The organism is Streptomyces sp. NBC_01142 (assembly GCF_026341125.1).
Classification (GTDB): Bacteria; Actinomycetota; Actinomycetes; order Streptomycetales; family Streptomycetaceae; genus Streptomyces.
Map to the genome: position 1 here is coordinate 1,397,131 of NZ_JAPEOR010000002.1, position 23,128 is coordinate 1,420,258.

At 70.8% G+C, this 23,128-nt stretch carries 19 protein-coding genes and 3 pseudogenes; 11 read left to right on the forward strand and 11 right to left on the reverse strand.

Going from position 1 to position 23,128, the window contains the following annotated elements; genetic code table 11:
- Nucleotides 1-29: 29 nt before the first annotated feature.
- On the reverse strand, nt 30-851 hold the full coding sequence (locus tag OG883_RS23830) for an EI24 domain-containing protein (RefSeq protein WP_266544339.1): 822 nt from the start codon (nt 849-851) through the stop codon (nt 30-32).
- A gap of 159 nt (nt 852-1,010) precedes the next feature.
- On the opposite strand from OG883_RS23830, the gene OG883_RS23835 reads away from it, so the two are divergent.
- Nucleotides 1,011-3,569 (forward strand): M14 family zinc carboxypeptidase, encoded by a 2,559-nt coding sequence (locus OG883_RS23835; RefSeq protein ID WP_266544342.1) that lies wholly within the window; start codon nt 1,011-1,013, stop codon nt 3,567-3,569.
- A 167-nt stretch (nt 3,570-3,736) separates the two neighbouring features.
- On the opposite strand, the gene OG883_RS23840 is transcribed toward OG883_RS23835, so the two are convergent.
- Complete coding sequence (locus tag OG883_RS23840) at nt 3,737-4,165, reverse strand: organic hydroperoxide resistance protein (RefSeq protein WP_266544345.1); 429 nt, start codon at nt 4,163-4,165, stop codon at nt 3,737-3,739.
- Nucleotides 4,166-4,231: 66 nt separating this feature from the next.
- A complete protein-coding gene (locus OG883_RS23845; RefSeq protein ID WP_266544347.1) occupies nt 4,232-5,251 on the reverse strand; it encodes an NADP-dependent oxidoreductase in 1,020 nt (339 codons plus the stop codon).
- A gap of 90 nt (nt 5,252-5,341) precedes the next feature.
- Between OG883_RS23845 and OG883_RS23850 the strand changes: the two genes are divergently transcribed.
- Complete coding sequence (locus OG883_RS23850; protein ID WP_266544350.1) at nt 5,342-5,785, forward strand: MarR family winged helix-turn-helix transcriptional regulator; 444 nt, start codon at nt 5,342-5,344, stop codon at nt 5,783-5,785.
- A gap of 86 nt (nt 5,786-5,871) precedes the next feature.
- On the opposite strand, the gene OG883_RS23855 is transcribed toward OG883_RS23850, so the two are convergent.
- Nucleotides 5,872-6,615 carry a hypothetical protein gene (locus OG883_RS23855; RefSeq protein ID WP_266544353.1) on the reverse strand — a complete coding sequence of 248 codons (744 nt, stop codon included), beginning with the start codon at nt 6,613-6,615 and terminating at the stop codon, nt 5,872-5,874.
- Between the two features lie 123 nt (nt 6,616-6,738).
- Between OG883_RS23855 and OG883_RS23860 the strand changes: the two genes are divergently transcribed.
- From OG883_RS23860 to OG883_RS23875, 4 genes are all read left to right on the forward strand, one after another.
- Nucleotides 6,739-7,332 carry a hypothetical protein gene (locus OG883_RS23860; RefSeq protein ID WP_266544355.1) on the forward strand — a complete coding sequence of 198 codons (594 nt, stop codon included), beginning with the start codon at nt 6,739-6,741 and terminating at the stop codon, nt 7,330-7,332.
- Between the two features lie 142 nt (nt 7,333-7,474).
- Nucleotides 7,475-8,518 carry a rod shape-determining protein gene (locus OG883_RS23865; protein WP_266544358.1) on the forward strand — a complete coding sequence of 348 codons (1,044 nt, stop codon included), beginning with the start codon at nt 7,475-7,477 and terminating at the stop codon, nt 8,516-8,518.
- 323 nt (nt 8,519-8,841) lie between these two features.
- Complete coding sequence (locus tag OG883_RS23870) at nt 8,842-10,050, forward strand: IS110 family transposase (protein ID WP_266534610.1); 1,209 nt, start codon at nt 8,842-8,844, stop codon at nt 10,048-10,050.
- 121 nt (nt 10,051-10,171) lie between these two features.
- Complete coding sequence (locus OG883_RS23875; protein ID WP_266544361.1) at nt 10,172-10,825, forward strand: LysE family transporter; 654 nt, start codon at nt 10,172-10,174, stop codon at nt 10,823-10,825.
- On the opposite strand, the gene OG883_RS23880 is transcribed toward OG883_RS23875, so the two are convergent.
- A complete protein-coding gene (locus OG883_RS23880; protein ID WP_266549379.1) occupies nt 10,822-11,829 on the reverse strand; it encodes a DUF5937 family protein in 1,008 nt (335 codons plus the stop codon). The two genes, OG883_RS23875 and OG883_RS23880, sit on opposite strands and share 4 nt — an antisense overlap.
- A gap of 70 nt (nt 11,830-11,899) precedes the next feature.
- On the opposite strand from OG883_RS23880, the gene OG883_RS23885 reads away from it, so the two are divergent.
- Nucleotides 11,900-12,808, forward strand: a complete 909-nt coding sequence (locus tag OG883_RS23885) for an oxidoreductase (protein ID WP_266544364.1) — start codon at nt 11,900-11,902, stop codon at nt 12,806-12,808.
- A 396-nt stretch (nt 12,809-13,204) separates the two neighbouring features.
- On the opposite strand, the gene OG883_RS23890 is transcribed toward OG883_RS23885, so the two are convergent.
- Both OG883_RS23890 and OG883_RS23895 read right to left on the reverse strand, forming a co-directional pair.
- On the reverse strand, nt 13,205-15,007 hold the full coding sequence (locus OG883_RS23890; protein WP_266544366.1) for a hypothetical protein: 1,803 nt from the start codon (nt 15,005-15,007) through the stop codon (nt 13,205-13,207).
- Between the two features lie 10 nt (nt 15,008-15,017).
- A pseudogene (locus OG883_RS23895) lies at nt 15,018-15,548 on the reverse strand (MFS transporter); the annotation flags it as partial.
- A gap of 269 nt (nt 15,549-15,817) precedes the next feature.
- Between OG883_RS23895 and OG883_RS23900 the strand changes: the two are divergent.
- The 3 genes and pseudogenes from OG883_RS23900 to OG883_RS23910 all read left to right on the forward strand — a co-directional run bounded on the left by OG883_RS23900 (nt 15,818) and on the right by OG883_RS23910 (nt 17,556).
- The gene (locus tag OG883_RS23900) at nt 15,818-15,964 is read left to right on the forward strand and encodes a hypothetical protein (RefSeq protein ID WP_266544369.1); all 147 of its coding nucleotides are present in this window, start codon (nt 15,818-15,820) and stop codon (nt 15,962-15,964) included.
- Nucleotides 15,965-16,171: 207 nt separating this feature from the next.
- Nucleotides 16,172-16,567, forward strand: coding sequence for a DUF5994 family protein (locus OG883_RS23905; RefSeq protein ID WP_266549381.1), 396 nt, complete (start codon nt 16,172-16,174; stop codon nt 16,565-16,567).
- Between the two features lie 192 nt (nt 16,568-16,759).
- Nucleotides 16,760-17,556: pseudogene (locus OG883_RS23910) on the forward strand (VOC family protein).
- A 29-nt stretch (nt 17,557-17,585) separates the two neighbouring features.
- Here the strand turns inward: OG883_RS23910 and OG883_RS23915 are convergent.
- A complete protein-coding gene (locus OG883_RS23915) occupies nt 17,586-19,571 on the reverse strand; it encodes an RICIN domain-containing protein (RefSeq protein WP_266544372.1) in 1,986 nt (661 codons plus the stop codon).
- 431 nt (nt 19,572-20,002) lie between these two features.
- Nucleotides 20,003-20,431: pseudogene (locus OG883_RS23920) on the reverse strand (TOBE domain-containing protein); the annotation flags it as partial.
- 122 nt (nt 20,432-20,553) lie between these two features.
- Between OG883_RS23920 and OG883_RS23925 the strand changes: the two are divergent.
- Entirely contained in the window at nt 20,554-21,024 is a 471-nt protein-coding gene (locus tag OG883_RS23925; protein ID WP_266544375.1) for a molybdopterin-binding protein, read from the forward strand.
- A 253-nt stretch (nt 21,025-21,277) separates the two neighbouring features.
- Here OG883_RS23925 and OG883_RS23930 read toward each other — a convergent pair whose 3' ends face one another.
- Complete coding sequence (locus tag OG883_RS23930) at nt 21,278-21,472, reverse strand: hypothetical protein (RefSeq protein ID WP_266544378.1); 195 nt, start codon at nt 21,470-21,472, stop codon at nt 21,278-21,280.
- A gap of 13 nt (nt 21,473-21,485) precedes the next feature.
- A complete protein-coding gene (locus OG883_RS23935) occupies nt 21,486-23,111 on the reverse strand; it encodes a glycosyltransferase family 2 protein (RefSeq protein WP_323180958.1) in 1,626 nt (541 codons plus the stop codon).
- Nucleotides 23,112-23,128 lie beyond the last annotated feature (17 nt).

Sequence of the window (23,128 nt, forward strand, 5' to 3'; positions counted from 1 at the left end):
TCCCGTAGCTCCCGTAGCTCCCGCCGGCCCTACCAGTCCTTGCTGAGCCTGTCCGGAGCCGGGCCGGGAGTCGCGGCCGGCGCCGCGGCCGGGGGCTGCTGCGGGTCCCGGCTCTCCGGCGGAGCGAGATCCCGCACCATCAGCGTCGCGCCGGCCACCGCGCCCGGCATCAGGAAGACTGCAACGAACGGGACGATGAAGGCGAGGGCGAGCGGCACCCCGAAGCCGAGCGTGAGCATCCGGCGGCCCCGCAGCAGCGCGAGGCGGTCCTTCAGCTCGACGCCACGGCGCTGCAGGGCCACCGCCGTGAGCTCCTCCGCGAGGAAGAAACCGGAGACGCAGAAGCCGAGCACCGGAACCACGGTCTGGCCGATGACCGGGATGAAGCCGAGCGCGAAGAGCAGCACGCCGTACATCACCACCCGTGCCACCACCCGCAGAGAATCACGCGCGGAGATCCACAGCTCCCGCCAGAGCGGCAGCCCGGACTCGGGGACGTCGCCGCCCTCGCTGCGGTCGACCTGCTCGGAGAGCGACTCATAGAAGGGCTGGCCGACCAGCAGGGTCACCGCGGTGAAGGTGATCACCGCGAGGAACAGCCCGAAAACGAAGACGAACGCGGTCAGGAAACCGCGGAAGAAGCCCTGCCAGGGCGATGACCAGTCGTCGGCGAACGGCGTCGCCCAGGCGGCCAGGTCGTCGGCGCCGTAGCCGAGGCCGACCAGCGCGGCCGCGTACAGCACCAGGGTCACCAGCCCGGGCAGCAGCCCGAAACCGAACCACCGGCCGTGCGCGCCGACCCAGCGCTGGCCCTTCATCAAGTAGCCGAAGCCCACCCCAAGATCACGCATACGCACAGTTTATCGGGGTGCGCCGACGTCTCCGGCTCTCCATCCGCCCCACAAGCTCCCAGGCCCCCCTTGTTGTTCGGCTGTTGAACCGATAGACCCTGCGTAACGATCTCTATTCGTTGCGCTGGTTCCTTCCGATACTCCGGAGGTTATGTACGCATGGGCCTGTCCCGTCCGGTTCTGATCGCCACCGCCGCCCTGGTCGGGGCGGCGCTTCTCGCGCCCGCGCCCGCGAGCGCCGCTCCCGGTAGAGACGAACCGCAGCCGCATCCCGTACGGGAAGGAGGCGGGCGCGACGCCGGGGCTGCCAAGGCCCCCCTTGCGGCCGCCGCCAACGCCCTCGGCGCCACCCTGGCGCCCGGACTTTCCACGAACGGCGGCTATCCGCGCCGGACCGTCCTCGACACCCCGCCCGAGAACCTTGGCGATAAGTCGATAAAACTGGGTCTCGCGCCGTACCACTCGCTCGCGCCGCGGCTGAACGCGCTGCAGAAGCTCGGTGACCGGGTCAGCGTCGAGGTCGCCGGGCACTCCGCCGGCGGGCACGAGTTGTATCTCGTCACCGTCACCGCGCCCGAGAGCTCCCGCGAGGCGCGCGAGCAGGAGCGGATGCGGGAGCTGATCGAGAACTCCCCCTCCGCCGCCGCCAAGGACAAGCGCATCAAGTCCGCATACAAGACGCCCGTCTTCATCAACAACAACATCCACGGCAATGAGTGGGAGGGCACGGACGCCGCCCTGAAGCTCATCGAGGAGCTGGCGAAGGCCAAGGACGGCAGAAGCAGGGAGCTGCTGTCCAAGAACCGGATCTATCTCAATGTCACGGCCAACCCGGACGGCCGGATCGCCGGGACCCGTGCCAACGCCAATGGCTTCGACTTGAACCGGGACTTCATCACCGCCTCCCAGCCCGAGGCGCGCGCCATCCGGCAGATCGCCATCGACAAACAGCCCGCCGTCATGCTCGACCTGCACGGATACGTCAACGGCACGCTGATCGAGCCGACGACACCGCCGCACGGCGAGAACTACGAGTACGACCTCTTCCTCAAGAACGCGTACGCCAACGCGCTCGGCATGGAGAAGGCGGTCAACGGTCTCGGCTACACCCCGGGCAAGGACGGCGTGCGGCCCGCCGTCATCCCCTTCCGGGACGAGAAGGAAGGGTGGGACGACTGGCCGCCGATCTTCACCCCGCAGTACATGCCCTTCCAGGGCGCGGTCGCCTCGCACACCATCGAGTTCCCGATGACGGTCAACAACGAGGAGTACGACTCCCTGCCGGTCGCCGAGCTGCGCCGCCGGTCCGCGATCAACACCGACATCGCGCGCGCGGCGATGCGCGCGACGCTCACGTACACCCATGCGCACCGCACCTCGGTGATCGCCGACCAGATCGAGACGTTCCGGCGGGGCGCGGCGGGCGAGGCGCAGCGGCCGGTGTCGGAGAAGACCGTGCCGGGGGTGCCGGGCATCGGGCCCGAGGACGTGTACACCACGACCTTCCCGCGGGCGTACGTCATTCCGGCGGGAGGCAGGCAGCGGTCGGCGACCGCGGCGGCCCGCCTGGTGGACCATCTGGTCGCCAACGACGTGCGGGTGAAGCGGGCGATCCTGCCCTTCCGGCTGGCCGGCCGCAGCTACCCGGCAGGGTCGTACGTCGTGGACATGCGCCAGCCCAAGCGCGGTATCGCCAACGTGATCCTGGCCGAGGGACGGGACATCAGCGCGGACGTCTCCACGATGTACGACATCTCGGGCTGGAGCCTGGGGCTGCTGTGGGGCGCAACCGTCAACAAGATCGACAAGGGCGCCAAGGGCGATCTGCGCGTGCCGGCGCGTACGGTCCACGCCGCCTCGCCCACCGGGTACGTCGCCCCGTTCGGCGACATGCAGCTGCGGCTGAAGGATCCCAAGGAGATCGCCGCTCTCAACTCCCTGCTCTCGCAGGGCGTGAAGGTACGGCGCGCGGGGGACGGTTCGGCGATCGTGCCGGCGTCGGCCCGCGGTGTGGCGTCCGTGCTCGCCGACCGCCTGGGGGTCGCCTTCCCGGCCACGAAGGAGCGGGGCACCGGCGCCCTGCACCGGACCAGGGTCGCCGCGGCCGTGACGCCCGGTGAGCTGTTCGCGCTGCGCGAGATGGGCTTCGAGGTCAAGCCGGTCTCCACGGCCGCTCTGAACGCGGGCTACGACTGGTCGAAGACCGAGGCGCTGTACGTGTCGAGCGGGCTGGAGTACGACAAGCTGAACCCGGCCGCCCGCGGTGCGCTGCATGCCTTCCTCGCGGGCGGCGGCGGAGTGGTCGCCCTCGGTTCGCAGGGTGCGGCCTTCAACGCCGGGGCGGGGCTGCTCGCGGTCAAGCCGGTGGCGGGGAACGGGGACGCGAACGGCGTGGTCCGGGTGGCCAACGCGGCCGGCAGCCCGGTGACCGACGGCGCGCCTGCGCACACCTTTGTGTACTCCCCGCTCTGGTTCACCGGCCTCGGCAAGGGGGTGCGTGTGGAGCAGTCGTACGGCTCCGGGAACCCGCTCGTCGCGGGCCACTGGCGCTCGTCGGAAGACGGCACGGGCGGACCGAAGGACGCGGCCGGGAAGGCGTCGGTCGTCAGCGGTACGGCGAAGGCGGGCGCACCGGTCGTCCTGTTCGGCACCGAGCCGCTGTTCCGCGACCACCCCAAGGGTGTGTTCGCGCAGATCGGCCGGGCGCTGCTGCTGTAGCCGCAGCTGCTGATGCAGGGGCCCGGCTGCTGCTGCAGTGGCCGGCCGCTGCTGCGGTATCCGGCTGCTGATGCGGTGGCACGGTGAAAGACCGAGGGCCGCACCCCTGGTGGGGGGTGCGGCCCTCGGCCTTCAGAACGGGTTCAGCCGGTTCGGCGCGGTCGTCGTCAGGCGACGGCGAGCTCGACCTTGATGTTGCCGCGGGTGGCGTTGGAGTACGGGCACACCTGGTGCGCCTTCTCCAGCAGATCCTTGGCGGTGGCCTCGTCGACGTTCGGGATGGAGGCGGTGATCGCGACCTCCAGGCCGAAGCCGCCGGCCTCGGTCTTGCCGATGCCGACCGAGGCGGTCACGGTCGAGCCGGAGATGTCGGCCTTCTCCCGGCGGGCGACAACGCCCAGCGCGCCCTGGAAGCACGCGCTGTAGCCGGCGGCGAACAGCTGCTCCGGGTTGGTGCCGGCGCCGCTGCCGCCCATCTCCTTGGGCGGGTTGACGACCACGTCGAGGTTGCCGTCGTGGGAGGCGACACGGCCGTCACGGCCGTTCTCCGCGGTGGCAACGGCGGTGTAGAGGACGTCTATGTTCTGGATGGACATACTGAGGCTTCCTCCTGAAGTGTCGCCGCGACTCGCGCCCACGATCGCGGCGTTCTGGCGACGAGCCTAACGGGTGAGCGAAACGATCATCTTGCCGGTGTTCTCGCCGCGGAGGAGGCCGAGGAACGCGTCGAAGCCGTTCTCGATGCCGTCGACGACGGTCTCGTTGTACTTGAGTTCGCCGGAGGCGATCCAGCCGGCGACATCCTGGACGAACTGCGGCTGGAGCGCGGCGTGGTCGCCGACGAGGACGCCCTGCAGGCGCAGCCGCTTACCGATGATCATGGCCATGTTGCGCGGGCCCGGGCTCGGCTCGGTGTCGTTGTACCCGGCGATCATGCCGCAGATGGTCGCGCGGCCGTGCACGTTGAGCGAGGAGATCGCGGCCTCGAGGTGGTCACCGCCGACGTTGTCGAAGTACACGTCGATGCCGTCGGGGGCGGCCTCTGTCAACTGCTCACGGACCGGGCCGTTCTTGTAGTTGAAGGCGGCGTCGAAGCCGTACTCCTCGACGAGGAGCTTGACCTTCTCGTCGGAGCCGGCCGAGCCGATGACGCGCGAGGCGCCCTTGATCCTGGCCATCTGGCCGACCTGGCTGCCCACCGCGCCGGCCGCGCCGGAGACGAAGACCGCGTCGCCCTCCTTGAAGGAGGCGACCTCGAAGAGTCCGGCGTAGGCGGTGAGACCGGTCATGCCCAGCACACCGAGGTAGGCGGACAGCGGGGCGAGCGAGGCGTCGACCTTGGTGGCCTGCTTGGCGGGCACGTCGGCGTACTCGCGCCAGCCGAGACCGTGCAGGACGTGGTCGCCGACGGCGAAGCCCTCGGCGTTGGAGGCGATGACCTCACCGACCGCGCCGCCGTCCATCGGGTGGTCGAGTTTGAAGGGCGGGATGTACGACTTCACGTCGTTCATCCGGCCGCGCATGTACGGGTCGACCGAGAAGTGCAGGTTGCGGACAAGGATGCGCCCCTCGGCCGGCTCGGTCACCGGCACCTCACGCAGAGCGAAGTCCTCCGCCTTGGGCCAGCCGTGCGGGCGGGCGACAAGGTGCCATTCACGGCTGGATGCGGGAAGTACGGACATGCTCACTGCCTCCTAGAAAAGCTTCACTATCTGAAACAACCATGCTCCTGGATATTTCATGTTGTCAAGTAACTGGGTATCCTGGTGCCCATGGCCACCTCACCCGCAGATCCTCTGACCCTCGAAGTCGTCGAGCTCATCGGCACTGTCGTGGCCCGCTACTACGCGGAGTACGAGCAGGCCGCGGCCACGCACGCGCTCACCGGAGCGCAAGCTCGGGTACTGGGACTGCTGTCCCTGGAGCCGATGCCCATGCGTCATATAGCGCAGAAGCTGAAGTGCGAGCCGTCCAACATCACGGGCATCGTGGACCGGCTCGAGGCGCGCGGCCTGGTGGAGCGGCGCCCCGACCCGAATGACCGCCGGATCAAGCTCGCCGTCCCCACCGAGGAAGGGCTCGGCACGGCGCGCCGACTGCGGGACTCGCTGGACTTCGCGCGTGAGCCGCTGGCGGAGCTCTCCGCTCAGGAGCGGACGGTGCTGCGCGACCTGCTCAAGCGGATGCTGGGCGTGGAGGCGCCTGGCGCCCCGTAGGCATCGCCCCGCGCACCCGTCCGTTCGAAGGCACCACCCTCGAAGGCATCAGCCTTCGGATGCATCACCCTTCGGATGCACCAGCATCAGATGCACCACCAGAGGAACGGCTCGCAGGTCTCCGTCGGGGTCGGATCCGGCGCAGGCTCCGCGGGAGGCTGCGTGGGCTCGTCGCCCGCGCCGCCATCGGGCGGCGCGTCCGAGGGCGGCGGGGGCGCGCTGCGGGAGGGATCACCGGCGGAGGACGAGGGGGACGGGGAGGCTTCGGCGGGCCCCGTCGCGGACGGTTTCCCGTCGCCACTGCTGCCGCTGCCCGCGCCGCTTCCGCCCGTACCGTCGCCGTCTCCCGTGCCGACTCCCGTGCCCGTGCCCGTGGGGCGTACGGAACTGGACGTCGAGACGGCCGGTTCCGTCACCGGATCCGGACCCTGCGGTGTCTCGGTGGGCCCCGTGGGCTCCAGGGCTTCTTCCGTCTCGACGGGCGTCTCATCCTTCACGGAGGTGGCGGCGCCGTCGTCGCCCGGGTTCTCGAGGGCCAGTTCGGCCAGGCTCAGCGCGCCCGCCGCGAGCACCAGGCCGAAGGTGCCGAGCATCACCTTGCGGCCGCGCGGCTTGCGGGCCCGGCGCGTGCCCGCGGGTTTGCGGCGCGGCGGGGCCGGCCGACGGGCACGGCGATGGCCCGCGGGTTCGGACACCTCGTCCAGTTCGAGGACGTTGTCCGCCGCGGGCGCGCTCGTGTAGTGACGCCGGAGCTCCTCAACGGGCGTACCGCACCCGGCACAGGCCAGAGCGCCGTTGAGGTGCCGTTGGCACGGCAGGCAGTAATCCATGGCGCCCGCAGATCATGCGGCGCGGGGGCACCGGAGGACGATGGCGCTGTGAGGATCCTGTGTGGAATCTTCACTTCCGCGGCGCGGCGACTTCCTGAGGTTGACGCCCGGTGAAGGGGCAGGATGTCGGGCATGACCACTGCCGCACCCTTCGGGCCGCTCGGTTTCCAGCTGGTACTGCTGCACCGGATGGCCGACCATCAGCCGGGCCTGGTCGAGGACGCCCGCATCGCTCTGGGCGCCTCGCCCGCCGACATGCGCGAGGCCAACCGCCGGTGGCAGGCGATGGTCCGCGCGCCGCGGGGCCGCGGCGCTCTCGCCCGCTACCGCTCGGTGCTCGGCGAGCCCGAGCAGGTAGTACGGCGGCGGATCGGCGATCTCGAGTGCGACGCGCTGCTGTGGCGCCTGCCGCTCTGGCCCGATCTGCGCTTCGAGGTGCTGGCGACGGACGGCGGGCAGGTCTGGAACGAGTGGCTGGTACGCGCCCCGGGTGCGGCGGGCCCCGAGTTGCGTACGGCCGAGGATCTGACGCCCTGGTCGTGCACGGTGGACGAAGTGGCCGAAGCGTTCGCCCCGGCGAGACCCATGGAGGGCTCGGCGCCGACGAGATGGGGCCTGGGCTTCACTCTGCCCGGCGGTGAGAAGTGTGTCGCGGAGTTCACGTGGGGGCTGCTGCAGCGGGTGATGGTGGGCCGCCCCTGGGCGGCACTGGGGTAACCCGCGTCATCCGCGTCACACGACCGGCCTACAAGATCTGGCGGATCGTCAGCTCCGTACCCCCGACCGGCCCACCCAGCGCGCGCACCGCCCGCGGCGATCGCACGATGCGAAGCAAGTACCGCACTCGGGAGGATCTGCTGTGACCGTCAGCCTGGACCAGTTGCGCCGTTGCCATGTCGCCGTCGACCTGGGAGCCGCCAGGACTCGGGTCTTCGTCAAGGGGGCCGGGCTCGTCGTCGACGAGCCGAGCGTCGCCGCCGTGAACACCCGCACCGGCGCGCTGATCGCGGTCGGCGCGCTCGCCGAGAAGATGACGGGTCGTACGCCCGACTACATCCGCGTCGCCCGCCCCATCGCCGGCGGCACCGTCGTCGACATCGAGATGGCCCAGCGGATGCTCCGTCACCTCCTCGGTGAGAAGCTCCGCCGCCAGCTGCGCCGCAAGCCGCGGCTGCGCGCCGCCGCCTGCACCCCGCACGACAGCGACCCGCTCGCCCAGCGCGCCGCCGTCGAGACCCTCGTCGGTCTCGGCGCACGCCGGGTGGAGCTCGTCGACACCCTGATCGCCGCGGCCGTCGGCTGCGGTCTGCCGGTGGAGCAGCCCGTCGCGACCATGATCCTGGTGTGCGGCGCGGCGACGACGCAGGTCGCGGTGCTCTCGCTCGGCGCGATCGTCACCGCGTCACGGATCCCGGTGGGCGGCAACGCCATCGACCACGCGGTGATCCAGCATCTGCGCCACCAGCACGAACTGATGCTGCCCAGCCAGTCCGTACGCCCCCTCCAGCTGGCACTGCACGGTAACGGCCTCACCCCTCAGGGACCCGTCTCGACGGAGATCCACGGCCGGGACGTGGCCACAGGTCTGGCCCGCTCGGTGCGTGTGGACACGGCCGCCGTACGGGACGCGATCCACACCCCGCTCACCTCGGTGCTCGACGGCATCGGCAAGGTGCTCCGGGACTGCCCGCCGGATCTGGTCGCCGATCTCGCCGACCGCGGAATCATGATGGTCGGCGGCAGCGCCCTGCTGCCGGGCCTCGACCAGATGCTGCGCGACGCGACCGGGATGCCGGTGCACATTGCCGAACGGCCGGACGTCTGCGCCATCCTCGGCCTCGGTGCGATGCTGGAGGGCCAGATCCAGCCGCTGGTCCTCAATCCGCTCACCGGCGCCGACTGAGGGCGGGGCGGCAGCGGGACAACGGGGAGCAGGAAGCAGGGCACAACGCTCGTCTGGCAGGCCCCGTTACTTTCTTCGTGGCCCTGAAACGGGGCTCCTGGCCTCCGGGCCCGGCATGACTGTTGCCCCCTGTCGAAGCGATGACCTGGGGGGTGGTGTCACCGGGTCCGGGGCACCGTCTGACCGCTGATGAGAGGCCCGACCGTCACCCGGCCGAGCGCAACGCCCGGCCGTTGAAGGGTGGCAGGTCTGCGTAACGTGGATGCGCGCGCTCGGTGCCGGTGGGTGAGGCCGGGACGGAACGACCACCCTCGGGGGGTGCGGTGCTCGACACCGGTGAAATCGCGGTCTTCCTCGGCCTGGACGTCGGCAAGGGCGACCACCACGGCCACGGCCTGACAGCGGGCGGCAAGACCGTCTACGACAAGCGGCTGCCCAACAGCGAGCCGAAACTGCGGGCCGTGTTCGACAAGCTCACGGCCAGGTTCGGCCGCGTGCTGGTCATCGTGGACCAGCCCGCATCGATCGGCGCCCTGCCGCTCGCGGTGGCCCGGGACGCCGGCTGCCACGTGGCCTACCTGCCAGGGCTGGCGATGCGGCGGATCGCCGATTTGTATCCCGGTGAGGCCAAGACCGATGCCCGCGACGCGCACGTGATCGCGGACGCCGCCCGCACCATGCCTCACACCCTGCGGGCCCTGGAACTGGCCGACGAGACCGCGGCCCAGCTTACCGTCCTGACCGGCTTCGACCAGGACCTCGCCGCCGAGGCTACCCGCACCAGCAACCGGCTCCGCGGCCTGCTCACCCAGTTCCACCCGAGCCTGGAGCGAGTACTGGGGCCCCGCCTGGACCACCAGGCTGTGACGCACCTGCTGGAACGCTTCGGCTCGCCCGCCGCCCTGCGTAAGGCCGGACGCCGCAGGCTCGTGAACCTGATACGGCCCAAGGCCCCGCGCATGGCCGAACGCCTGGTGGACGACATCTTCGACGCGCTCGACGAACAGACCGTCGTGGTCCCGGGCACCGGCACCCTGGACGTGGTCGTGCCCTCGCTGGCCCGCTCGCTGGCCGCCGTCCACGAACAACGACGCGCTCTGGAAGCCCAGATCGGCGAGCTGCTTGAGTCGCACCCTCTTTCCCAGGTCCTGACCTCGATGCCCGGAGTCGGTGTCAGGACCGCCGCCACCTTGCTGGTCACCATCGGCGACGGCACCTCGTTCCCCACTGCCGCCCACCTTGCCTCCTACGCCGGCCTCGCCCCGGCAACGAGGTCCTCCGGATCCTCCATCCACGGCGAACACGCCCCCAGAACAGGCAACCGGCTCCTGAAACGGGCCATGTTCCTCTCCGCGTTCGCCGCCCTGCACGACCCCGCCTCCCGCACCTACTACGAACGGCAAAGAGCCCGCGGCAAGACCCACACACAGGCCTTGCTCCGCCTCGCCCGCCACCGCATCAGCGTGCTGTTCGCCATGCTCCGCGACGGCACCTTCTACGAATCCCGCACCCCCGAGACAGCCACCGCATGACCTGCTCAGGCTTGACGAAGGACATAGAGGCACCCCCCGCTGAGCCGACGCCCCCTCGAGCACGCGCCCCGACCATAAATCGGTCGCGCGGGGCACCGCCCGGGCCCGACAGTTGTGCGCCATGAGCGAGCTGTGGACGACGGGGCTGGCCGGCGCGGCAGCCGGCCTGGGTGTGGCGGTGCCGGTGGGGGCCATGGGCGTGCTGCTCATCCAGGAGGGCATGCGGGACCGGCGCGGGGCCGTCGCGGCCGCCGCCGCGGTGGCGGTGGTCGACCTCGCGTACGCGGCGGTGGCCACCGCACTCGGCCCCCTCGTCGCCTCGGCACTCTCGGGGGTGGAGGCATGGGTCCGGCTGGTGTCGGCGACCGTGCTGGGGGTGATCGCGGTACGGGGCCTGCTCGCCTCACGGGACACCGGTCCCCGCCTGGAGAGCGACGGCACACCGGACGGCGGTACACCGGGCAGCGGCACCCCGGGCGGCGGCCCGGTGCGTACGTTCACCCGGTTTGCCGCGCTGACCCTCATCAACCCCACCACCGCCCTGTACTTCGCCGCCCTGACCACCGCTCAGGGCGCGGAGCTGACCGGGGGAACGGCCGGGATCGTCTTCGTCGGCGGTGTCTTCGCCGCCTCGCTCCTCTGGCAGCAACTCCTCGTCGCCGTCAGCTCCTTCGCGGGCGCCCGCATCTCGGAAGCCGCCCGGGCGTGGACCTTCCGGATCGGTTACGGCCTGGTGGCGGTGTACGCGGTCAAGGTGGCGCTGCCCCTCCCCTAGACCGCGCCCCCCTGACGCGGGGAGGCGGCGGCGAGGACGGATTCGGCGACGGAGGTGCGGGCGTAGAGCACTGAGCGACCGGCTCGGTGGGCGCTGACCAGACCCGCGTCGCGCAGCGCGGTGAGGTACTGGGACACCCCGGCCGGAGAGAGCCCCGTACGGTGGGCCAGCTCGGTGGTGGAGGCCGGAGTCTCCAGTTCGGTGAGCAGCAGGGTCCGCGAGCGGCCGAGTACGGCGGCGATGGCGTGGGTTCTGGTGACGGGCCGGGGTTCCCACAGGGAGCCGATGCCGCGTGCCGGGTAGGCCAGTTGCGGTGGCTGCGGTGGTGTCACGCGGGTGAGCGGGCCGGGTCCGGTGAAGGCCGAGGGAATCAGGAGCAGTCCTGCGCCGGCTGTCTTGCGGGACAGGGTGCGTTGCCGGCGGGACAGCCGCAGCGCGTTGTCGTCCCAACTCAGCGAGGGGTGGAGATCGTTGAAGAGGCGGCCCGTGCCATGTTCGGCGACCTGCCGGGCCCGGTGGAAGACGTCGGCATCGAGCACTGCCCTGATCCGTGCCCAGTACGGGGCGAGCGCAAGCTCCCAGTAGGTCTCGATCTCTTCCGCGACCCGGACCAGGCGGGCCCGCGGCTCCGCGTACAGGGTCCGCGACCTGGAGCCGAGACGCCCCTGCTCGTGCCTCAGTCGGTCGAGGTCCTGGCGTACCCGGGCGACGGAAGCGGCCAGGATTCCGGCCAGCTCCTCCGCCAGTGTGGGGGCCGGCCCGGCAGGTGCCGGGTTGAGGAAGTCGGGAACGTAGCCCGAGGGCGGGATCAGCTCAGCGAGCCAGCCCCGGTCGAGGCCGGCGGCCGCCAGCCGTGGCCGTACCTGCTCGGCCCAGGGCCGGTGCACGGGGTGTGCGGAGCCGGAGTGCAGCAGCCGGAAGCTGGTCCCGACCTCCCACATCGGCGAGACGGCGAACCGCATCTGTGCCAGATCGCTCGCCGAGAACGCCAACTCCGCCTGCACGACCACCCCGAGGATTCACACATAGCTGAATCAATGGCGACCAGGCTACCGCGAGGCGATCATCCCGGACATGACCTCAGAGACGATCACCGCGGCCGCATCAGGTACCTGGAAGCTCGGCGACCTGGAGATCAACCGGATCGGTTTCGGCGCGATGCGCCTGCCGCAGAACGGCGAGGCGTTGCGGGCCGACGCCGCCCCGAGCGATCGTGGCCGGGCGATCAGCGTGCTGCGCCGCGCGGTTGAGCTCGGTGTGAACCACATCGACACCGCCGCGTTCTATTTCTCGCCATTGCGCTCCGCCAACGAGCTGATCAACCAAGCACTGGCCCCCTACCCGGATGATCTCGTCATCACCACCAAGGTGGGTCCGGGCCGGGACCCGTCGGGTGAGTGGATGCCCCATGCGACCCCGGAGCAGCTGCGCGGCCAGGTCGAGGAGAATCTGCGTCAGCTCGGCCGCGACCACCTCGACGTGGTGAACCTGCGCATCGTCGGCACCGATTCGATCGCCGAGCGTTTCGGCGCACTGGCCCAACTCCGCGACGCCGGGCTCATCCGCCACCTGGGCATCTCCAACGTCCAGCCCGAACACCTCGCCGAGGCCCAGGCCATCGCGCCAGTGGTCTGCGTACAGAACCCGTACGGCATCGGCATGCGGCCCGAGCATGACGGGTTCCTGCGCACCTGCGGTGAGCAGGGTGTCGCGTTCGTGCCGTTCTATGCGATCGCCGGCGCTGGGCGCGAGACGGGCGCGCGTGGCGCCGACAGCGATGAGGTGCTTGCCGTCGCGCGCGCACATGGGGCGAGCGCGGCGCAGGTCCGGCTGGCGTGGACGCTGCACCGCGGCCCGCATGTGCTCTCCATCCCCGGTACCGGCAACCTGGATCACCTGGCCGCAAACGTGGCCGCCGGAGCGCTGCGCCTCTCCGAGGACGAACTGGCCGTCCTGGACTCCCTCCACCAGGGCGGAGCGTGAGCAAGGGGAGGGCCCGTCCCAGGCGTACGCCCCCGAGCTCATCCTCCGGTCGACCCGCACGTCGTCTGCGTACACCTCGGTGAGGGGGCGCGCAGGGGTCGTGTTCCGGACGTAAAGCGTCGCAACTCGCGCGAAGCGCGGTGAGGAAAGCAGTCCAGGTCACGAGCCCCGGAGCGGCCCCTGACGCCCACGCGACAGGCCCGGGCAACCCGCCGGAGGCAACCCGCGCCCCGGGACCGGGCACCCTGCCGGAGACACCCGCCGGCCGGGCAACCTGCCGGAGGCAACCCGCGCCCCGGGGTCGGGGCCGGGGTCGGGGCCGGGGCGGGGCCGGGGGCGGGGTCGGGGCCAGGGGTCGGGGTCGGGGCCAGGGGGCACCCCCGGAGCGGCAAGAAATCAGGCGCCGGATGCCGCCCGGCTCAACGGCGCTTCCGCGTCCAGGCGTTCGCCGCGTGCGAACTCCGTCTCGAACTCCGTCTCGAACTCGCCCTCGGCCAGCGCCTCACGCGCCGTCCGGGTGATGCGGTCCACGTCGGCGCGCTCCGCCGGAGGCAGCGGCGCGCCCGTGGAGGCGCGGGCCGCCGATGCCGTGCCCAGGAGCAGGGCGGCGCGGGCGGGCGAACCCGCGAGGGCGTGCGCGCCGGCCAGGCCCTCCAGGGCGAGGGCCACCGCCCGCGGGTCGCCCGTCGTGCGGGCCGTGGCGTGGCCCTCCTCCTGGAGGGACATCGCCTTCTCCGCGTCTCCGCGCAGTTCGGCGATGAAGCCCAGCTCGGCGAGGATCAGCGCGTTCGCCCCGTCGAGGCCCACCTGGCGGTGCCACTCCAGCACGGTACGGAGCCGGTCCTCCGCCTCGTCCAGCAGCCCCTCCCTGCGCGCGCCGAGGCCGAGGCCGAGCTCCGCGTTGATCTCGCCCGCGCGGAAGCCCAGTTCGGCTGCGCCGCGCCGGGACCGTTCGTGGTAGTCGCGGGCCCGGGTGAGGTCACCGGTGAGCAGGGCCGTTCGGCCGAGGCCGGACAGCAGGTCGGCGGCCTGCGTGGACAGGCCGAACTCCTGCGCGGTCCGCAGCCCGGATCGCTGCAGCTGCCCCGACCGCCGGTAGTCGCCGCGGATCTCGGCGACCGACGCCAGCGGGTACACCGACCACAACTGCCCGCAGGCATCGCCGACTTCACCGAAGAGCTCGGTGCTGCGCGAGGCGTCGTCCTCGGCCCCCGCCAGGTCGCCGCGCAGCAGCCGCTGTACGGAACGGTCCGCGAGCGCGGCCGCCGTGCCCCACCGGTCGCCGAGCGCCAGGAAGCCCTCCAGCGCGCGGCCGGTGAGCTCCGCGCCCTCGGTCGGATCGCCGGTGCCGCCCAGCGCATGGGAGAGGAACCACTGGGCCCAGGCACGGCCCCCCGGGTCGCCGGAGTGGCCCGGGGCACCGTGACGGCCCCCGTCGCGCGGGTCGCCCGGGTCGACGAGGTGATCCAGCCCGTCCGGCCGCCCCAGGGCACCCGGATCGCCCCGATTACCCGGGTCGGCCAGGTGATCCAGCCCGTCGAGGCCGTCCTCGTACGGCTTGAGCGCCGCTGCGATCCGTTCCGCCCGGCCCGCACCGTCGCCCGTCATGATCACGATGCCGCTGTGCCACACAGCGACCTTGGCCCGGAGCCGCGGGCCGCCACCGTCCTGGGCCAGCGCCGCCTCCGTCGAACGTCTGGCCTCGCCGAGCCGGCCGCGCAGCACCCAGTACCAGGCGAGGGCGTCGACGAGCCGCAGCGCGTGCTCCCCGGCCCCCTGCTCCCCCGCGGTCTCCAGCGCCCAGCGCAGATTCGCCGTCTCGGCATCCAGCCGCTCCAGCCATACGCGCTGTCCGTGCCCGCGCACTCCCGGCTCCGCCTGCTCGGCGAGCGCGGTGTAGTACGCCAGGTGCCCCGCCCGTACCCGCTCGTACTCCCCGGCGTCCCGCATCCGCTCCGCGCAGTACGCCGCCACGGATTCGAGCAGCCGGTAGCGCGGCCCGTCCCGCCCCTCCGCGGCGACGACGAGCGACCGGTCCACCAGCCGTACCAGCAGGTCCAATACGTCTTCGGGCGCGACGCCGTCCCCCGCGCACACCTCCTCGGCGGCCTCGAGACCGCACCCCTCCGCATGCACGGCGAGCCGCCTCAGCACCACCCGCTCGGGCTCGCTCAGCAGCTCCCAGCTCCAGTCGATCATCGCGCGGAGGGTCGAGGCGTCCTGCGCCCGCATCGCGGTACTCGGGCAGCAGCACGGGTGCGGTGATCAGCGCCAGCACCATCACCGGCACCCCGATCAGGAAGACCGAGCCCCACCACCAGCTCGCCAGTAGCACCCCGCCGATCACGGGCCCGACCGCGAGTCCGACCGACAGTGCGGTCACCCACATCGCGATGGCCGTGGCCCGCTGCCTGGGGTCGGCGAACATATGGCTGATCAGCGCGAGCGTGGAGGGCAGCACGGCCGCCCCGGCGACACCGAGAGCCGCGCGGGCGGCGATGAGGACCTCCACATTCGGTGCGTACGCGGCGAGCAGCGAGGCGACGACGAACGCCGCGGAACCAGCCATCAGCAGCTTGCGCCGCCCGATGCGGTCGCCCAGCGTTCCCATGATCACCAAGGTGCCTGCGGTGAGGAATCCGTAGATGTCGGTGGTCCACAGGAGCTCGGCGCCGGAGGGGCGCAGATCGGCGGCCAGATAGGGCGTCGCCAGCCACAGCACGCCGAGGTCTGCGGTCATGAGGGCGACGGGCAGGAGCAGGAGGGCGAGGCCGAGCCACTGCCGCGGCCCGGCGGTCTGCGAGGGATCGGAGGGGGCGGAGGGTTCGGAGGGTGTGGAGGGTGTGGAGGGTGTGGTCGTGGAAGTCATGGGAGCACCGTGCGGCAGCGCGCTTCGGACCCGGCTCGGGAGATGTTGCGGCGGGGTTCGGACGGGGCTCGGACCGCAGGGGTGGCCGGGGGGCGCACCGGGGCTCGGACGGTGTCGGAGGCCGCTCGTAGAATCGCCGTATGGACGACGAGCGGGAGCCGGAGGAGACCGAGGGCGGGGAGCCGCCATGCCTGCTCGACCGGGTCTGCCCGGCCTGCGGCCGGCTCGCGGAGTCCGGCGGCCGGGTCTGCGAACAGTGCGGGGAGCACCTGCCGTCGGCGCAGTGACCACGGCTCGGTAATCCGTGGCCTGACCAGGCCAGGAGTACTCTGGGCTTACCGAGGACGCTTCGTACACCGGCCCCCGCGCTGTGCCGTTGCGGCACCCGGGAGAAGAGATGTGAAGCCATGGAGACTCCGGCCACTCCGAACACCCCGGCCCCTCTTCCGCTCCTCGCGGATACGAGCAGTCAGCCGGTCGTTCCCGGCTCGGCAATGGTGAGGCTGGAGACAACACCCAGCCGTACGGGAATGTTCGACGGTGCATGGTGGCCCCGCTCCCGCCATATCGCGACCCAACTGCCGGGCCTGATCGCCGCCTTGACCGCACGCCTCGGCCCCATCGCACGCGTGGGCCTGGATGCGAGCGCCTGGGACGAGGTGCCGTTCCGTCTGGTCATCGACGACCGGGTCATCCATATCGACTGGTACGCCGTCGACGACAGCACGATGATCATCAGCCGCGGCCATGAGGACCACTTCGCGTTCCTGGTGATCCCGCCGCAGGCCGACGCCGCGGCAGCGCACGCCGCGATGACCATGGCCGTACAGGAGGACAACAGCGTCTCGGCCGAGGTGATCCTCGCCCGGACCGGCATCGTCCCCGCCTGAGCCCCGGGCCGCGCCCGAACACCGGACCGGCATCGTCCCCGCCTGAGCCCCGGGCCCGCCCCGCTCGAGCCCGGGGCAGAGGACGGCTCGGAGTGCTCGGGTCTTGTTCGACGGGCGCCGACGGGCGCCGGCAGGCAGGGGCGAATAGCGTGAAAGGGCAGGAAATTCCCCCGATCAGGAGGCAGGCCCACCATGGCCGCGCAACCCGAAGGCAAGCCCTGCTGGGCGGACGCGATGTTCGCCGACCCGGAAGGCGCGAAGAGTTTCTACGGTGAGCTGCTCGGCTGGACCTTCGCCGAGAGCTCCGAAGAGTTCGGCGGCTACACCCAGGCGCTCTCGGACGGCAAGGCCGTGGCCGCCGTCGTCCCGCAGATGCCGGGCATGGACGGTCCGCCCTCCTGGAACCTCTACTTCGCCTCGCCGGACATCTCCGCAACGGCATCGAAGATCCGTGACAACGGCGGACAGCTGCTGATGGATCCGATGGAGGTCGGCGAGTACGGCACGATGGTGACGGCCAAGGACCCGAGCGGCGCGTCCTTCAGTGCCTGGCAGCCGGGCAGCCGGGCAGCCACGAAGGCTTCGAGAAGACCGGCGAGCCCGGTGCCTACTGCTGGTGCGAGGTCACCACGCGGGACGCCGCGAAGGCGGACGCCTTCTATCCCGCCGTCTTCCCCTTCGAGGTGAAGAAGATGGACGCCGACGAGATCGACTTCCACATGTGGAGCATCGGTGGGGAGCCGGTGGCGGGCCGGTTCAAGATGACCGCCGACTTCCCGCCCGAGGTGCCGCCGCACATCGCCGTGTACTTCGCGGTAGAGGACTGCGACGCCGCGATCGCCACGACCACCAGGCTCGGCGGGAAGCTGCTCTTCGGCCCGATGGACAGCCCCTTCGGCCGCTCCGCGACGGTCGCCGACCCGCAGGGAGCGGTCTTCTCCGTCATCGATCTGCAGACGACGCAGGGTGAGATGCCCACCTTCTCCTGACACCGGCACCCAACGCGGACGGTTCCGGGTCAGGCGTCGTCCCTCCCGTGGACGGAAAGTGCGGGAAGGGGAGGCATCGTTGTCACGTCGGTGCCCGGCGACACGGACGCGAAAGCCCTGCCCGCATCGGCACCCGGCTCGCGCCGCCCCTCACCCGCCCCCGCAGCACCCGTACCCGACCCTCGGCCCTTACCCGCCCCCGCATCCTCGGGCGGGCCCTGCGCCACCGCGGGAGTGGCGCCGCTGACCCGCCGCACGTCGTACGCCGGCGGCTCGGCGCTCGTCCGCGTCGGGGCCGGAGCCGGGGCGGCGTTCCCGCCCGCGGGCGGCGGGGACGGTGGGGGTGAGCAGGTGGCGGCCCCACAGCTCGCGTCGCCCGACGGCGGGATGTTGACCTCCGCGGTGGACGGAGAGACCGCCGCGCCGTCCGGCTGGGCCTTGGGCGCGGCGCTCACGGTGTCGGTCGCCCATCGCTGGGCCGCGGAGCCGTCACGGACCTTGACCACCACGGTGGTCCCCGGGTTTCCGGAAGCGGGTACCACCGCCAGTCCCTCGTTCCACCGGGGAATCACGTTCCCCTGGATCGTCAGGTCGTAGCGCACGTCCCCGGCGTTCGGTGCCGCCCCTCCCGTGCAGGAGCCGAGGACGGCCACACCGTCGATCTCGTGGGAGCTCAGGCAGAGTTCGGGGGCGGCGGAACTGCGCAGCAGCCCGTCCTGTTCGTACACCCATTTCTGGGTCTCGGCGGTCGAGCAAGCCGCCATCATCGCCTCGGAGCCCGACACCGGCTCCGCGTCACGGATGTCGAGACACAGGCGGGAGTCGGCGTTGCGCAGCGTGGTGTTCAGCGGGCCCGTCGGGAGGCCGGCGGAGGTGGGCGGCTGCTGCGGTGCGGGGCTGGACGGCTGCTGGGCTCCGGCGGCGGGGCCGTGGCCGGGCCCGGGGGCCGTGCCCGAGATCGCGCCGCTCGGGACTCCCGGTCCCGCGTGCTCGCTGTCGTCGTCGCCCGACCACAGACTGGCCACGACGACCACCACGAGCAGACCGGTCGCGACCAGTCCCGCTCCGGTGAGGAGAGTGCGCGGCTGCATGTCCCGGGCGGTGATGCGGGGCAGAGCACGGGGGCGTCCGCCTCTCGAGTGGCGGCCTGCCGTCCCGCCGCGGGGGCCGGATTGACCGGTCTGCTCCTGCGAGCGGGCGTTGCGGCGGCCCGGCCGCGAGTCGAGGTAGCTTCGGGCGCTCCCGCCCAGGACCCCCTCGGCCAGCAGCACGGCCAGCCGGCCCTCGGAGTGCCTGAGCTGTTCGACGGCGTACCGGCAGTGCTCACATACCGACAGGTGCTGCTGGATGTCCGGGATCAGGGTGTCGCCGCGGCGAAGGGATATGTCGAGCAGCCGGCTGTAGTGGCGGCATTCCTGGTCCGGGGCGAGTTCGTTGTGCGCCCGCAGGCAGCCTGCCCGGAAGAGTTCACGTGCTTGTTCCAGTTGGGCCGCTGCGGTGCGGGGGTCAATGGCCAGCAGACCGGCGGGTATGGAAATGCCCTCCGCCTCGACCTCCGCATGCCACAGCAGAACCTGAGCGGGGCCGGGCATTGCCTGGAAAGCACGGGAGATCAGCTGTCGATTCTCCGTGGGCGCGCCGGGATTCTGAACTTCTGTCAACAGCGCGGTGATACGCGGGTCGGCCGCCCACGCCTTGGCAATTTGACGGGCAGTCACCAGAAGTTGCGGACGCAGGGCGGCGGTCGTCCTGGATCGCCGCAGATTCTCCAGCACCTGACTGAAAGCCGCCGTGGCGAGCATCGATGCGGTATTCACCGAGGAGGTGCAGAGCGACGCATAGTCGAACACCGACTGCCGGTGCCGCGCCAGCAGCACGGCGACAGGATGAATCGCCTCCCTCCCGCCGCCGGCCCGCAACGTGGCGGCCAGCGCCTCGTCGGAGACCAGAGGGGTGCGGCCGGGCCGCGGAGGAGGGGCGGACGGGGTGGTGCCGGGCATACGGGGTTGCTGCATAGACGTCTTTCCATCCATGGCATTGCAGTGGGGGGTTGAGCATGGCCGTGCCTCAGCCCTGGTCGAGCGGGCTGAGGCGTCGAGCCAATCGAACGAGCGCGTCTGATTGGTACATACCTTCGAGTCAAGGCTTCGGGCTTTTCACAGAGGCCGACCATAAAGGCAATTCGAACGGTTGAGCAAAGTCGGCTTGTTCGGACGTGAGGGGGCTCACCCTTACACAACTCACCGCTACGGAACAAGAGTTCTGGAACCGCGACCATTCACAGTGCGCCAATTATGGGAAAGGGCCGCGCGTGGTACAGACGCACTGGTCGGGACCGGGACCCATCAGGTGTGGACGATCCCGCTCATCCGTTGCACCTAACGCGACGAGATAGACCAACTGACGCAATAACACTCTTCGTTCCCCCGCTTCGCAGGCAGAGGTGTTACAGAGTAACGACGGTTACTTCTGCCGCCTTGACACTTGTCCATGTCCCGTCGGCGATGGCGAGTTCGGCAGCGGCGTGCGGCGTGATCTCCGCAACAAGGTCCGGCGCCTGCCGCGAGGCGATCAGGACACGCAGCCGGCTTCCGCCGTCAGTGATCTCCCGCACGATGCGCGGCCAGACGTTGCGGCCGAGCATCCGGGCGACCCACAGGGAGCGCGGATGGCGGGTGACCTCGGCGGGCGGGGCGTCCTGGAGGGCACGGCCCTCGTCGAGGACGAGGACCCGGTCGGCGAGGGAGACGGCTTCCACGGTGTCGTGGGTGACGATCAGGCAGACACCGCCGAAGCCGTCGAGGTGGCTGCGCAGGGTGTGGCGTACATGCGCGCGGGTGGTCCGGTCGAGGGCCGCGAGGGGTTCGTCGAGGAGAGCGGAAGAGTGCCTTGCCGGGGAAGTCGGCGCGGGCCAGCAGCCAGGCGAGCGGCACGCCGAGCAGCCGAGCGGCACGCCGAGCAGCAGGGAGAGACCGAGCGCCCAGAAGGAGACGAGCAGTGACACCCACCGGTGCCGCGACGTCGGTCAGCGAGGCGGCGGCCGGCACGGTCAGGCCGGCACGGGAAGCGCCGGTGGCGGACCCCGTGCCCTTCCCGGCGTCGGCCTTCTTACGGTCGTCGCTGCCGCAGGCGGCCGGCGGGACGAGCAGGGCGGCCGTCAGTGCGGCGGCAGCGGTACGGCGCCGGCTGGGCATCGCCGATGGTTCCGCGGTCCGCGGGCTGGTCACGTCCACCGAGGTGTCGCCGGCCACCGGCCCGGTGGAGGGCCTGAGCATCCGCAATCGGACCCCCGGCACGGTCGCCGCGGTCGCCACCGGCGGCGCGATGCCAAGCGTCAAGGTGCATGTCGCGGGCGGCGAGCTCACCGCCGCGATCACCAAGGACCCCGTCACCGACCTCGGCCTGAGCACCGGCTCCTCGGTCGTCGCGCTCATCAAGGCGGCCGAGATCGCGCTCGCCTCCGCCTGACGGCTCTCCTCTCCCACCGGCCACCTCTCCTGCGTGCAGGTGAAAGGCCTCGGCAGTGCGGGACCGGGAGCCGAACGGCCGGGCGCTTTGCAGCCTCTGACGCCTCACAAGCACTCAGACCCTCCACCGAGTCCCGGCGGACGACCGCGTCCGCGTCACGCAAGGTGACGAAGTGGGCTCGGCGGGCCACGAAACCCGGGGGGGAGGCGAACGCGGTCCTGGCATTTCTCGGCCTCGCCGCCGCCCTCTACTGCTACAAGCGCCTCGACCGCGCAACGCGGTGATCTCTCCGGCGTCGCCTTATGGATGCCATGTACGTAATCAGCGACACGGCGATGATCGCGATACTGGCGCCGAGAATCACCTGGTCGATGTTTTCCACTCGGGTCAGCGCATAGGCGATGCCCGCGATCACCACGCAGACCCCCAAACCCTTGAGGGAATTCATTGCTCTCCTTGATTCATTTCCACGTGGACACGCGGGTGACATAGGACTTCACGATGGACGACACAAGCCAATACGTCCGGACTACCGTGAACACCAGCTCCGGAATCAGCAAGGCCTCGACGAGCATCGCTTTCCACCCGAGACTCCGTACCCGGAGTGCGGGATAGACGATCCAGAAACTGAAGAGCACCCAGAAGACCGGCTGCTGGGAGAAGCCGTGCTTCGCGGCCATCACGAGTTGCGTCGAGCCCCAGCCCAGAATGTAGGCGGCGCCCAGGAGCCCCAGAATCAGGGTGGTGATGGAGTGCCAGGTGAACTTCGTCCAGCCGCGGGCGCGCAGGGTGTCCACGGTGCCGCGGCTCCACCGTTCGCGCTGCTGAACCAGCTCGCGCAGCGTGGGCATGAGGTCGGTGTACGCGATACAGAGCTGGTTGGCCGTGACCTTCCAGCCGGACTCCTTGAGTGCCAACGTGGTCTCGTAGTCCTCCACCAGATTGGCGTGGTCCTCCCAGAAGACCTCGCCCCGCCAGTCGAGCAGACTCTGCAGGGCCTCTGCCCGGTAGAAGGACCCGGCCCCCGACATGGTGTGGACGTCGCTGCGATAGCGGGCGTTGGCGGCCCGGCCGTACTCGATGATCTGCATGCCGAGGAGATACCGCTGCCACGGGTTGCGCCACAGGTCGGTGCGGCCGAGGCAGGCGGCGCTTACGCCGCCGAGTTCTGGATCCGACGCGATGACGTTGCGGGCCCGTTCGACGAACTTCGGGTGCAGCTCGGTGTCGGCGTCCATGACGAGGACGTGCCGCACCTGGCCGGTCAGCCGTCCGCCGACGGCCTCCCTGAGCCAGCGGAGGCCGTAGTTGAGAGCGCCCGCCTTCTTGTGCGGGTTGTTGTCGAAGTTCAGAACGACCGTCGGCGGCGTGCTCTCGTCGTCCGCGAACTCGCGCGCGAAGTCCTCGGTGCGGTCGGTCGAGTTGTTGACGACCACGATGATGAGGTCAGGGCGTCGGCTCTGGCCGGCCAGGGACCGCAGCGACGTGAATACTCCGACCTCTTCGTTCCGCGCCGGGACAAGGACGACGGTCTCGTAGAGGGCGGCGCTACCCGCCTCATCAGGGGATATGCGGCCCCTGCGGTGCCGACTGCCCGACGTGCGCGGCGCTTCGGTGTGCCCGCGTCGCGCCCGCCCTGCACGTCGCGCACGACGCGCACGACGCCCAGGGCGCGTGGTGGTGCCTAACAAGATGTCTCCCCCCGAGACGGACCTGCAAGATCGACACGTTGTGCTGATCTTGTGAAAACATCGAGAAGGTACCGTAAGTGCGTACGAACGCTCTGTCAGGACCGGCTCGGCCATGGGCCGTTGAAGGGGCGTACAGCCGAACACCGAGCGCGCTCCCGGCTGGCAAAACGTGACAAGGTCGGACACTTCAAATCCGCAGGGTGCGCCGAGTAGTGATCTAGAACACTTCTGGAGATCGGCCCTCTCGCCGCGTCCACCCGAACGTATGGCACACGCGCCCCGGTCCCCGAAAGGGAAAAGCAAACCGCTAATTGGAATCCGTGATTCCAATCGGCGGCTCACGAGTTCTGGTGAACCATGGTTACGATGGCACCGAATTTTGACCCAGTCATACATCTGACGCGAGCGTGTGT

What these genes read in the sequence shown, in the direction of transcription:
- OG883_RS23830 (WP_266544339.1), bottom strand. Translation starts at nt 851, where the DNA reads ATGCGTGATCTTGGGGTGGGCTTCGGCTACTTGATGAAGGGCCAGCGC.
- OG883_RS23835 (WP_266544342.1), top strand. Translation starts at nt 1,011, where the DNA reads ATGGGCCTGTCCCGTCCGGTTCTGATCGCCACCGCCGCCCTGGTCGGG.
- OG883_RS23840 (WP_266544345.1), bottom strand. Translation starts at nt 4,165, where the DNA reads ATGTCCATCCAGAACATAGACGTCCTCTACACCGCCGTTGCCACCGCG.
- OG883_RS23845 (WP_266544347.1), bottom strand. Translation starts at nt 5,251, where the DNA reads ATGTCCGTACTTCCCGCATCCAGCCGTGAATGGCACCTTGTCGCCCGC.
- OG883_RS23850 (WP_266544350.1), top strand. Translation starts at nt 5,342, where the DNA reads ATGGCCACCTCACCCGCAGATCCTCTGACCCTCGAAGTCGTCGAGCTC.
- OG883_RS23855 (WP_266544353.1), bottom strand. Translation starts at nt 6,615, where the DNA reads ATGGATTACTGCCTGCCGTGCCAACGGCACCTCAACGGCGCTCTGGCC.
- OG883_RS23860 (WP_266544355.1), top strand. Translation starts at nt 6,739, where the DNA reads ATGTCGGGCATGACCACTGCCGCACCCTTCGGGCCGCTCGGTTTCCAG.
- OG883_RS23875 (WP_266544361.1), top strand. Translation starts at nt 10,172, where the DNA reads ATGAGCGAGCTGTGGACGACGGGGCTGGCCGGCGCGGCAGCCGGCCTG.
- OG883_RS23885 (WP_266544364.1), top strand. Translation starts at nt 11,900, where the DNA reads ATGACCTCAGAGACGATCACCGCGGCCGCATCAGGTACCTGGAAGCTC.
- OG883_RS23890 (WP_266544366.1), bottom strand. Translation starts at nt 15,007, where the DNA reads ATGATCGACTGGAGCTGGGAGCTGCTGAGCGAGCCCGAGCGGGTGGTG.
- OG883_RS23900 (WP_266544369.1), top strand. Translation starts at nt 15,818, where the DNA reads ATGGACGACGAGCGGGAGCCGGAGGAGACCGAGGGCGGGGAGCCGCCA.
- OG883_RS23905 (WP_266549381.1), top strand. Translation starts at nt 16,172, where the DNA reads ATGGTGAGGCTGGAGACAACACCCAGCCGTACGGGAATGTTCGACGGT.
- OG883_RS23915 (WP_266544372.1), bottom strand. Translation starts at nt 19,571, where the DNA reads ATGCAGCAACCCCGTATGCCCGGCACCACCCCGTCCGCCCCTCCTCCG.
- OG883_RS23930 (WP_266544378.1), bottom strand. Translation starts at nt 21,472, where the DNA reads ATGAATTCCCTCAAGGGTTTGGGGGTCTGCGTGGTGATCGCGGGCATC.
- OG883_RS23935 (WP_323180958.1), bottom strand. Translation starts at nt 23,111, where the DNA reads ATGTATGACTGGGTCAAAATTCGGTGCCATCGTAACCATGGTTCACCA.